The organism is Devosia sp. Root413D1, from assembly GCF_001425235.1.
Lineage (GTDB): Bacteria > Pseudomonadota > Alphaproteobacteria > Rhizobiales > Devosiaceae > Devosia_A.
Map to the genome: position 1 here is coordinate 166,361 of NZ_LMEA01000013.1, position 11,371 is coordinate 177,731.

Genomic DNA, 11,371 nt, shown 5'->3' on the forward strand with positions numbered 1-11,371 from the left:
GCCGTCAGCCCCCCAAGAAGCTCTTGGCGACTTCGGGATCGGCGATGAGCTCGGCGCCCGTGCCGGTGAAGCGGTTCTTGCCGGTGGCGAGCACGAACCCGCGCGAGGCAAAGGCCAGCGCCTGCCGCGCGTTCTGTTCGACCATCAGGATGGCGACCCCCGCCTTGTTGACCTTGACGATCTGCTCGAAGATTTCGAGCACGTAACGGGGGCTGAGGCCTGCCGACGGTTCGTCGAGTAAGAGGAGCTTGGGCTGGCTCATCAGCGCCCGGCCCATCGCCACCATCTGGCGCTGTCCGCCAGAAAGCTCACCCGCCGGCTGCCGGCGCTTTTCGCGCAGCACCGGGAACATGTCGTAGACCCATTCCATCGTCGGCTTGAAGTCGTCGGTCCGGGTGAACGCCCCCATCTCGAGGTTCTCTTCAACGCTCATCGAGGTGAAGACGTTCTTTTCCTGCGGCACGAAGCTCAGCCCCTTGGGCACCAGCCGGTCCGGCAGCGAGTTCTGGATCGCTTCGCCATGAAAGCTGATCGAGCCTTCGGTGACTTTTAAGAGCCCGAAGATCGCCTTCAGCGTCGTCGACTTGCCGGCCCCGTTCGGGCCGACGATCACGCCGATATCGGACTGTTCGATCGCGAGGTTAACGCCATTGAGGATCGGCGCGCCGCCGTATCCGCCGACGACGTCCTTGATGTCGAGCAGTGCCATTACGCGGCCTCCACCGGAGAGCCGAAATAGGCCTCGATAATCTCGGGGTTGGCACGGATCTCGCTCATCGGACCCTCGGCGATCTTCTCGCCCTGCGCCATGACGATCACCGGGTCGCACAGCCGCCCGATCAGATCCATGTCGTGCTCGATGACGAAGAAGGTGTAGCCGAGCTCCTGGTTCATCCGCTCGATATTGGCGGCCAGATCCTGCAGCAGCGTGCGGTTGACGCCGGCCGCCACCTCGTCGAGCAGCACCACCTTGGCGTCGACCATCATGGTGCGGCCGAGCTCCAGGAGCTTTTTCTGCCCACCCGAGAGGTTCCCAGCGAGCTCGTGCTTCACATGCCCGAGCTTCAGGAAATCGATGACGTCGAGCGCCTTCTGCCGCACCGAGCGCTCGGCCTGCTTGATGGCGCCGGGCATCAGCCAGGTCTTGACCAGGCTCTCGCCCGGCTGGCCCGAGGGCACCATCATCAGGTTCTCCAGCGCCGTCATGTTGGAGAATTCATGCGCGATCTGGAAGGTGCGCAGCATGCCGCGGTGAAACAGCTGATGCGGTTTCAGCCCGGTAACATCCTGGCCATCAAAGACAATCTGCCCGCTATCGGGCACGATATTGCCCGCGACCAGGTTGAACAGCGTCGATTTACCGGCGCCGTTCGGCCCGATCAGCCCGGTGATCGAGCCGCGCTCGACCCGAAGCGAACAATCGTTGACTGCGCGCAAGCCGCCAAAGCGCTTGCTGACGTTCTTCACGTCGATGACTGCGTCGAAGGACACCCCGCCCCCGTCCTGATGAAATCGTTCTTCTTCGCGGCTTATGCCGGTTTTGCGGTCATCTGCGCATATGCACAAACACCGGTCAACCAAGCACCGCGTTTCGATTGGGGGCGGCTATTATAGGGTTGTGGAGACTTTGACCAGACGGTCAAAGCGCCGCGAGCACTGCGTCGGCCGTTCTGTGGTTTGGCGCCAACAGAATGTTGTAGAGCGTCGCCAGCCGCGTCAGCGACTTGATATCGACGTCATGCGGCATGGCGGTCAGCGGATCCTGGAAGAACACCAGCGCATCGAGCCGGCCCTCGGCGATCATTGCGCCCAGCTGCGCATCGCCGCCCAGCGGCCCGCTGAGCAGCCGCGTCACCGGCAACCCGGTGCCGTCGGTCACCCGTCCACCGCTGGTGCCGGTGCCCCACAGCTCATGCAAGGCGAGCTTGTCCCGGTTGAGCTTCGCCCAGGCGACCAGTTCGTCCTTCTTGTCGTCGTGCGCCACGAGCCCGATCCGCGCCATGGGAAATCTCCGGAGGTAGTCGTCGGAGGTTTTCTGCACGGCTCACGCCTTGAGCGCAATGGCCTCGGCAAGCAGGATTGCGATCTCGTCCTCGGGGATCGGCGTGCCCGGTTCGAACCGGATGAAGCGCACCTGCTTGCCGTCGCCCTCGAGCAAAGGCGAACTCAGCAGCCGCCCATGCTCGAACACCAGCGAGACATGATCCTCCATCGGGAAGATGGCGCAGACGAACCCGGCGGTGGGGTGCCGGTAGTTGACCGAGCCCCAGCCGAGCCGAGCCTTGGCGTCGAGGTCTGGCCGCACCGAGAGCAGCGTCAGCGCCAGGTTCTGCGCGAGATCCGCGACGGGTTGCGGGAAGGACCGTACGATTTGCAGGAGGTCGGCGACCATTTCAGTCGACCGAGAGTCGGATTGTGCCATGGCTCATCTCGAGGCCCATTGGATCGATCATGGTCATGGCCTCGCTCTGGGCCATCTCTTCCATCATTTTGCCGCTGGCCGCCAGTGCGGCTTCGTGCGTCTGCCAGAACACGATGTCGACATAGCTGCCGTCATCCCGCTCGGCCAGGTGGCGCGACACGAACCCCGGCTGCCGCTTCAGCCAGTCGCTGATCGCCGCATTGGCATCGATGAACTGCTGGCCGCTGCCGCGGGCCAGCCGAAAGGTGACGAGCTCGAGTGTCTGGGTCATGAACAAAACCCTCTCCGTTGTAACGCGGATGAGGGTTTCGCATGCATCACCTGACACCGAGTGTCAGGGTTATCGCTGGCGGCTCACAATTGTGAGCCGCTCAGCATTTGTCGAAGCAGAATCCGGGCGGATCAGAACTCCGCCCAGTCCTTGTCGATCGCGGCATTGCCCTGGCTCAGATACGAGCTCGCGGCCTTTTTCACCCGCTCCTGCAGGCCCTTGATGCCGCGGGCCGGCGGCGCCACCTGCACCACGCGCTGCGGCGCGGCGCCCGAGATGGTGAAGATATCGACGATCCGGTCGAGCTCGTTCACCTGCCCGTCGGTCTGCTCGATCGCCGCATTGGTCTCCTCGACCAGCGCCGCATTGTGCTGCGTCATCTCGTCGAGCTGGCGCACCGCGGTGTTCACCTCTTCGATCGCCGAGGCCTGCTCGCGGCTGTCGCGCGCGATGCCGTCCATCAGCAGGTTGCTCGAGCGCGCCGCCTCCAGCATGGCGACGAGCCGCGCTGCCGCGTCCGCCACCAGCTTCGAGCCGGTTTTCACTTCGGTGCCCGACTGCTCGATCAGCGCCTTCACTTCGCTCGAGGCGCTGGCGGCCGACTGTGCCAGCCGCCGCACTTCCACCGCCACCACCGCAAAGCCCTTGCCGGCATCACCGGCGCGCGCCGCTTCCACCGAGGCGTTAAGCGCCAACAGGTTGGTCTGGAAGGCGATGTCGTCGATCAGCCCGATAATGTTCGAAATCTTGGCCGAAGACTGGGTGATCCGCTCCATCGCCGCATTGGCGTCGCCCATCACCTGGCCGCCCTCTTCGGCCGTGCGGGTAACGGTGCTCGCCACTTCGCTCGCCTCGCGGGCCCGCTCGGCATTCTGCAGCACCGTGGTCGAAAGCTGCTCCATCGCCGCCGAGGTTTCCTCGATCGTCGCCGCCTGCTTGGTGGTGCGTTCGCTGAGGTCGTTGGCGCCCGAGAGGATTTCGCCGGTCGCCGTCTTCAGCGAGCGCGAGGTTTCCTTGAGCTGCCCGACGATGTGGCTGAGCTTGTCGCCCACCGCATTGGTGTCGTCGCGCAACCGGGCGAAGGCGCCCTCGTAATGGCCTTCCATCCGCTTGGTGAGGTTGGTATCGGCCAAAGCCGCCAGCACTTCACCGGTCTCGCCGAGGCCGCGATCGACGGTCGCGACGAGGTTGTTGATCGAGCCGGCAATGGCGTTGAGCTCGGCATCAGGGAATTCGGTTTCCACCCGGCGCGAGAAATCGCCGGCCACCGCCGCATCGACCACCTGGCCGAACGCCTTCTGCAGCTCGGCCATCATGGCGCTGCGCGCCTGTTGGTCGCGGATGATCCGCGCCGCATCCGCTTCGGTCATCTCGGCGACCTTCAGGCCGTTGGCGCGGAACACCTCGACGGCTTTCGACATGTCGCCGATCTCGTTGCGCATCGCGCCGAACGGCACTTCGACGCCGTAGTCGCCATCGGCGATCTGGCGCATCACCCCGGTCATCCGGCTGATCGGCTTGGCGATTGCCGTACCGAGCCAGGCGAACGCCAGAAGGCCGAGCGCAAAGATCACCACGCCGCCGATCAGGAGGTTCAGGAGCTGCGCTTCGGAGTCGGCGAGCAGCGTCGACTGCGGCACGGCGACGACCACCGTCCAGGCCGCATCGGCGCCCGGCAGGTCGACCTTGCGGGCATTCATCTTCCAGGTCTGGCCAGCGGCTTCGCCGGTCGACGAGAATGTCTCGGACGAGGCCATGGCTTTCAGCGCCTCGAGCGCCCACGGCTCGGTCACTTCCGTGCCGATCAGCTTGGGATCGGGGTTCAGCACCCAGACATTGCGCTGGTTGATGATGCCCATGAAGCCGTTGCCCATCGGCGGCTCGCTGCCGAGCTTGGCGGCCAGCACCGCCGAATCGAAGGCGACGCCACTCATCCCGACGGCCTTGTCCGACGGATCTTTGATGATGTTGGTGAAGCTGGTGTAGAGCTTGCCCTCGATATTGTCGGGGCCCGAGATCGCGGCGACACCCGCCTTCAGCGGTCCGGTGAACCAGCTGTCAAAGCCCGCCGGACTGTCGAGCGAACCATAACCCACCGTGCCGTCCGCCTTGTTCTCGGCGAGAATGCCGACATGGTTGCCGCTGATCAGGAAGTGCGAGCCGGCAAAGGTCGGGCGCGCATAGAGCGCCGAGTCGGGCGAGAACATCATGTAGACGCCCAGCGCCCCCGGCAGGCTTGCCAGCTGCTTGGTAACGATCGTGCCATAGGTGGTCGGCGACGTATCGTGGTTGGCGAGCAGCGCCTCGGCGGTGCGCGCCGTCGAATCGGCCGCCACCGCAAAGCCGGTCAGGAACGTCTTGATCGACTCGGCTTGCGTCTCGGCCAGCCCGCCGACCACTTCGTCGGCCTGCGCCAGGTCCTGGGCGCGGTTGCTGGAGACCACGTAATAGAGCGATGCGCCGATCGCGACCGTGAAGATGGCGGCGGCGGCAAGAATGATTGAGCCCCGAAGCTTCAGCGACGGCAGCTTGAATTTGGTCTTGGCGGGCATGGAGGGGTCGTAGTCCTTCTGGAGTGTCGACGAGCTGAAATGCGTCCTGCGTCTCGACGACAATGACAGCATGGCATCGTTAACATCGCGTCAAACGGCGACGTTTCAGGCGGGAATCGAAGGGCTTGCGAATGCAATATAACGGGCTTGGGCCAGGTGTCTCTCCATCGCCACCATGTCACCCCGGACTTCGCCCATATGCGCTAAGTTGCCTCAAACACCGGCTGTCATCCCAGCGAAAGCTGGGACCCAACTCGCAGCTGGCGCCAGCGGATGAATGGGTCCCAGCTTTCGCTGGGATGACACCGAGTTTAAGGCCCTTCTGGTGGCAAGCTCACCGATGGCGCTGGGTGCATGGCTCTAGGACAGTTGGAGTGTGCTCACCCGCGACAGCGCCGCGGCGAGACTGTCAAGCCGCTCGGGAGGCCCGCCTGGCATCACCGGCATTCACGGTGAAGATGTCGGCGATGCCGTCGACTTCGCTGGCCTGTGCCTCGGTCTGCTCGATCGCCGCATTGATCTCTTCGACCAGCGCCGCATTGTGCTGCGTCATCTCGTCGAGCTGCCGCACCGCGGCGTTGACCTCGTCGATCGAGCCCGCCTGCTGCCGGCTGTCGTCGGCGATCGCCGCCATCAGTGCATTGGAGCGGCGCGCCGATGTCAGCATGGCTTCGAGCTTGTCGGCCGCCTCGGCCACCAGCTTGGTGCCACCGCGCACTTCGGTGCCCGATTGCTCGATCAGCACCTTCACTTCGCTCGAGGCCTGCGCTGCCGATTGCGCCAGCCGCCGCACCTCGACTGCCACCACGGCAAAGCCCTTGCCGGCCTCGCCCGCCCGCGCTGCTTCGACCGAGGCGTTGAGCGCCAGCAGGTTAGTCTGGAAGGCGATGTCGTCGATCATGCCGATGATGTTGGAGATCTTCGCCGATGACTGGGTGATCCGCTCCATCGCCACATTGGCCTGCTGCATCACAGCGCCGCCCGCTTCCGCAGTGCGGCTGACGTCCTCGGCGACATGCCGTGCGTCCTCGGCCTTCTCGGCATTGGCCCGCACCGTGTCGGCCAGCAGCGTCATCGCCGCGCTGGTCTCCTCGATCGTCGCTGCCTGCCGCGTCGTCCGCTCCGAGAGATCGTTGGCGCCCGAGAGGATCTCGCCCGTCGCCGTCTTCAACGAGCGCGAGGTCTGCTTCAGCGTCAAGACGATGTGGCTGAGCTTTTCCGCCACCTCGTTGGTATCGTCGCGCAACTGCCCAAGGGCGCCCTCATAGCTGCCCTCGATGCGGTGCGTCAGGTCGGTATCGGCCAGTGCCGCCAGCGCCGCGCCGGTATCGCCGATGATCCGCTCCACCGTCCCGACCAGCGTGTTGACGCTTCCGGCCAGCCGGTTCAACTCCTCGTCGGCAAAGCGGGTGGCCACCCGCCGCGAGAAATCGCCTGAGGTCGCGGCATCCACCACGTCGCCAAAGCTCTGCTGCAGCGACTGCATCATCTCGGCCCGCTCGGCCCGGCGCTGCTCCAGCGCCAGGCGCTCGTCCTCGGTCAGCTCCTGCACCTTCAGTGCATTGGCGCGGAACACCTCGACATTGCGCGCCATCTCGCCGATTTCGTTGCGGAGGCCCGTATAGGGAATTGCCGTTTCGAGCGCGCCGCCGGCCACCAGCCGCATGCTTTTCGACAGCACCGGTACCGGCCGCATCAGCCGCGACGCCGCAAACACCGAGAGCGCTCCGATTACCAGCACCGCCACCGCACCAACCAGCGCCAGCAGCTGCAGCCCCTCACTGGCCGTCGCATCGATCTCCGCCTTCGGAATGCCGACATAGATGAGCCCGATCACCTCGTTGTTGAGGTTCTGGATCGGCCGGTAGATGGCATAATAGGGAACGCCCAATACGTTGGCCTCGCCCTGGTAGGTGCCGCCGGCAAGCACCACCGGATAGGCCGCGCCGTCGCGCGCCAGCGGCGTCTCGAGGATCCGCTCGCCCTTGTCGTCGAGGATGGTGGTCGACTTGCGTGTGAAATCCTGGGTTTCCGCGTCGAACACGAACAGCGTCGCCGTATCGCCGGTCACTCGCCCGATCGTGTCGATCAGGTCGTGGTTGCGGAATTTCGGCATCGCCTTGGCTTCGATCTTCTCGAGCTCGCCCGCCTCGTTCCAGAAGATGTCGGAGTTCGGCAGGTTCACCTCGAGGATCGCCGCGGCAATCCTGAGGTCTGCCGCAAGCCGCTCGTTGGCGGTGTCTCGCGTATTGGCGGCAAGCATCGTCCACACGGCGAACAGCACGGTCGCGATGGCCACGGTGACCGCGAGGAACACCATTGCCGAAATCGTCGTGGTGAGCGTCAGCCCGCCCAGAGTCTTCGAATTGATTGTGCTCTGCGAAGAGGTCGTGGCCATTCTAGCCCCCATGTCGCCGTGGCTTTCGTGCCCGGCATCCCCGCTCATCCCCATCACCGACGATAGGGAAGCTTCCTTAATCGCCGGTTGACCCAACCGCCCCAACCCGAACCAGGCCGCAAATCCCGCGAACAGCGCCAGGATCGCGCTGATCCCGCCGATCCAGGTGAGCCGCGCGCCCGCCTCGGCGATCCGCTGCTCCAGTGCCTGCCGCATATCGGCGCCCGAGGCGCGGCCCAGCGCCAGCGCCGCATCCTGGAACGCGTCATGCGCCGCATCGAGCCCGGCCCAGTCAAAAGCCGATCGCGCCCTGGCATCGGGGATCGCCGCAATACCCGCCGCCACCCGCTCTGCCAGCGCCGTCGCCGCCGCGGTGTATGCCTTGCCCTCTGCGGTAATCCCGCCGCCGGCGGTCGCTGCGCGGAACTCGGCCAAGACCTCTTCAAGCCGCGCCACCTCGGCCGGCTGCACCGCGACCGCATAGCGGGTGGCCTGCACCAGTGCCGGCGACAGCGGCGCCGCATTGGCCGCCTGCGGCACCTCGATCAGTTGCTCTGCACCCGGATCTTCACTGAGCCCGGAGCTGTCATGGATACGCTGCACCAGCATCGCCGCGGCATTGCGCGCCGCCGCCGGATGCGCCCCGGCGGCCAGTTCAGCCTTCAACGCGTCGTAGGCCCGCGACAGCGAGGCCGTGCCGAATTGCGCATCGCCGCTCCGCGCCGCCTCGGCGAGCGCCGGATCGGCCGCCGGCAGCGCGCCGTCCCGGGCGAGCCCGACCAGTTCCGGCAGCACCAGCCCGGCATAGCGCACCCCATCGGCCTCGCGTTGCGCCGCCTCGATCTGGGCCGTCGTTTGCCACCCCAGATAGAGCCCGCCGGCAAGCGGCAGGGCCCCGATGACGAGAGCGGCTATGGTCCGGGTGAGTTTGCGCATTGTTGTCCCTTCTGGACGTTTCGCGAGGACCGTCAGGTTTTGCGGTTAGAACTCCGCCCAGTCCTTGTCGACCGCGGCATTGCCATGGCTCAGGTATGACTTGGCGGCGGTGCGCACCTTATCCTGCAACGCCCGGATACCCTTGGCCGGCGCTTCCGCGGCGCGCGCCGGCGCCGCCTGCGCTTCGATGCGGAACACCTCGACGATCCGGTCGAGTTCCGTGGCTTGTGCCTCGGTCTGCTCGATCGCCGCGTTGGTTTCTTCGACCAGCGCCGCGTTGTGCTGGGTCATCTCGTCCATGGTGCGAACCGCGGCGTTGACCTCTTCGATCGCCGACGCCTGCTCCTGGCTGGCCCGCGCGATCGAATCCATCAATTCGTTCGACGAGCGCGCCGCCACCAGCATGGCTTCGAGCTTGGCCGCGGCTTCCGCCACCAGCTTCGAGCCGCCCCGGACTTCCGTCCCCGACTGCTCGATCAGTGCCTTCACCTCGCTCGAGGCACCGGCGGCCGACTGCGCCAGGCGCCGCACTTCCACCGCCACCACGGCAAAGCCCTTGCCGGCATCGCCAGCCCGCGCCGCTTCCACCGACGCGTTGAGCGCCAGGAGGTTGGTCTGGAAGGCGATGTCGTCGATCATCCCGATAATGTTCGAGATCTTGCCCGAGGACGCGGTGATCCGCTCCATCGCTTCGGTCGCCTGATGCATCACCTGGCCACCGTCTTCGGCAGTCCGCGTCACCGTCGCCGCAACATTGGAGGCATCCTTGGCCCGTTCGGCATTGGCGAGCACTGTGCCGGACAGCTGCTCCATCGCGGCCGAGGTTTCCTCGATCGTCGCCGCCTGCTTGGTGGTCCGCTCGCTCAGATCGTTGGCGCCTGAGAGGATCTCGCCCGTCGCCGTCTTCAGCGACCGCGAGGTGCCCTTGAGCTGGCCGACGATCTCGGTCAGCCGTTCGGCCACCGCATTGGTGTCGTCTTTCAGCCGCGCAAAGGCGCCGCCATACTGGCCGTTCACCCGCTGCGTCAGGTCGGTCTGCGCTAGCGCCGACAGCACGTCACCGGTTTCGATCAGCCCGCGATCGACGGTCGCGACCAGTTCGTTGACGCCATGCGCCAGTGCGTTCAGTTCCTGATCCGGAAACTCCGCCTCGACGCGCTTACTGAAATCGCCCGAGATCGCCGCATCGACCACTTCGCCGAACGCCTTCTGCAACTCCTGCATCATCGCCGTGCGCTCGACGCGTCGCTGCACCGAGGCCGTCCGCTCCCCTTCGGTCATCTCGGTGACCTTCAGTGCGTTCTCCTTGAACACTTGCACGGCCTTGGCCATGTCGCCGATCTCGTCGCGGCGGCCGGCGCCCTTCACCTCGGTGTCGAGCTTGCCGTCGGCCAGCGCCTCCATCGTCTCGGTCAGCCGGCTGATCGGCTTTGAAATGCTGCGCGAGAACAGCACGCCCGCCACGGCGGCCAGCGCCAGCAGCCCCGCGCCGATCGCCAGCATGGTGTTCCTCAACTGCGCCACCGGCGCAAACGCCTCGTCCTCGGCAATGGTGGTGACCATCGCCCAGGTGGTGCCGTTGAAGGTAACCGGCGTGGCGTTGGCCAGCATCCGCATACCGCGATAGTCGGTGGTGACGCCGTTGGCGGCGTTCCCCGCCAGCGCCGCCTCGACCACTGGATTGTCATAGACGGCGCTCAGTGTGTCGTCGCCTTCGGAGAACACCGAGTCCGAGCGCATCAGCTTGTCGGCGCCGACATAGAAGCTCTCGCCGGTCTGGCCGAGCTGGGTGTTTTCCTGCAGCATCTGGTTGATCGGGGCGACTGGCATCTGGATCGCCATCACCCCCATCAGCTTGCCGCGCACGTCGATCACCGGCGTCGCGATGAAGCTCGCCGGCGAGCCGGCGATCGCATAGACCGAGGCGTCTTCGTAGGCCACCTGCCCGCGCTCGGTCAGCGCCAGTGCCTTGCGGTAGACCCGCCCCAACCCGCTATCGGCCAGGTCGCCGCCCTCGGCGAAGTTCGACGTGAAGTCGTCGTTCTTCATCACCGAGTAAACGAGGTTGCCCGCCGTATCGAACATGTAGAAATCGCGGTAGCCGCGCAGCTCCAGCTGCCGACGGAATGTCGCCTGCACCTTGTCGTGCGTGGTGTCGTAATTGGTCCGGCCCTTGTCGTTGATATCGAGCAGCTGCCGCTGCCCGGCCGGGTGCGGGTTGTTGGTGATGAACGCCTCGCGCAGCACCACGATCGGGTCACCCGGCGGCGTTGCCTTGGCGAAGCTCTTCCACGCGATGGCGAAGTCGCGCACCGCGTTCACCGCGCTGTCGGTGGCGGCGCTGTTCACCAGGTCCGCTTCGATGGTCTTCAGATAGGTGGAGAACTTGTCGGCGTGGCTCGAGGCCACCGTCTGCATCTGCCGCGCGCTCATATCGGCGACGATGCCCGAGCCGATCACGTAGCTTCCGAGCCCCACGCCGACACTGACCAGCAGCGCCGAGCCCACCATTGCCAATGGCAGCTTCTGGGCAATCTTGAATTTCGGAAGCCAACCCATGCTAAAATATCCCCCCAGTATTGGCCGTCCGGGGGAGCGGCAATCCTGCCGCAGCGAAACGGAAGCATCCTGCTTCCGCTGTTCACGCCGCCTCATCCCCCAAGGCCCGTGCACAACCTGGCGGAGACTAGGCATCGCGCCTTAATTTCTGATTACGGAACGACACGTAGTGCGCTCAGCACTTGCGGGCGAATAGCCGGCGGTCTGCGCAAAGAAGAGGCGGCTAGTAAACG

Annotated in this window: 8 protein-coding genes; all 8 read right to left on the reverse strand. The window is 65.4% G+C overall.

Annotated features, from left to right (window positions below):
* Positions 1-4: 4 nt before the first annotated feature.
* Positions 5-709, reverse strand: a complete 705-nt coding sequence (locus ASC89_RS26085; RefSeq protein WP_055886819.1) for an ABC transporter ATP-binding protein — start codon at positions 707-709, stop codon at positions 5-7.
* On the reverse strand, positions 709-1,491 hold the full coding sequence (locus ASC89_RS26090; RefSeq protein ID WP_056003521.1) for an ABC transporter ATP-binding protein: 783 nt from the start codon (positions 1,489-1,491) through the stop codon (positions 709-711). The genes ASC89_RS26085 and ASC89_RS26090 overlap by 1 nt, the downstream gene beginning before the upstream one ends.
* Positions 1,492-1,639: 148 nt before the next feature.
* Positions 1,640-2,002 (reverse strand): methylglyoxal synthase, encoded by a 363-nt coding sequence (locus tag ASC89_RS26095; RefSeq protein ID WP_082528507.1) that lies wholly within the window; start codon positions 2,000-2,002, stop codon positions 1,640-1,642.
* Between the two features lie 42 nt (positions 2,003-2,044).
* A complete protein-coding gene (locus tag ASC89_RS26100) occupies positions 2,045-2,422 on the reverse strand; it encodes a DUF1801 domain-containing protein (protein ID WP_082528508.1) in 378 nt (125 codons plus the stop codon).
* The gene (locus ASC89_RS26105; protein WP_156384782.1) at positions 2,394-2,693 is read right to left on the reverse strand and encodes an antibiotic biosynthesis monooxygenase; all 300 of its coding nucleotides are present in this window, start codon (positions 2,691-2,693) and stop codon (positions 2,394-2,396) included. The genes ASC89_RS26100 and ASC89_RS26105 overlap by 29 nt, the downstream gene beginning before the upstream one ends.
* Positions 2,694-2,824: 131 nt before the next feature.
* Positions 2,825-5,245, reverse strand: coding sequence for a methyl-accepting chemotaxis protein (locus tag ASC89_RS26110; RefSeq protein ID WP_056003524.1), 2,421 nt, complete (start codon positions 5,243-5,245; stop codon positions 2,825-2,827).
* Between the two features lie 409 nt (positions 5,246-5,654).
* On the reverse strand, positions 5,655-8,579 hold the full coding sequence (locus tag ASC89_RS26115) for a methyl-accepting chemotaxis protein (RefSeq protein ID WP_056003527.1): 2,925 nt from the start codon (positions 8,577-8,579) through the stop codon (positions 5,655-5,657).
* 45 nt (positions 8,580-8,624) lie between these two features.
* Entirely contained in the window at positions 8,625-11,138 is a 2,514-nt protein-coding gene (locus tag ASC89_RS29060; protein WP_056003529.1) for a methyl-accepting chemotaxis protein, read from the reverse strand.
* Positions 11,139-11,371: the final 233 nt, after the last annotated feature.

Coding starts and splice junctions, on each gene's coding strand:
- ASC89_RS26085 (WP_055886819.1), bottom strand. CDS start 709: ATGGCACTGCTCGACATCAAGGACGTCGTCGGCGGATACGGCGGCGCG.
- ASC89_RS26095 (WP_082528507.1), bottom strand. CDS start 2,002: ATGGCGCGGATCGGGCTCGTGGCGCACGACGACAAGAAGGACGAACTG.
- ASC89_RS26100 (WP_082528508.1), bottom strand. CDS start 2,422: ATGGCACAATCCGACTCTCGGTCGACTGAAATGGTCGCCGACCTCCTG.
- ASC89_RS26105 (WP_156384782.1), bottom strand. CDS start 2,693: ATGACCCAGACACTCGAGCTCGTCACCTTTCGGCTGGCCCGCGGCAGC.
- ASC89_RS26110 (WP_056003524.1), bottom strand. CDS start 5,245: ATGCCCGCCAAGACCAAATTCAAGCTGCCGTCGCTGAAGCTTCGGGGC.
- ASC89_RS26115 (WP_056003527.1), bottom strand. CDS start 8,579: ATGCGCAAACTCACCCGGACCATAGCCGCTCTCGTCATCGGGGCCCTG.
- ASC89_RS29060 (WP_056003529.1), bottom strand. CDS start 11,138: ATGGGTTGGCTTCCGAAATTCAAGATTGCCCAGAAGCTGCCATTGGCA.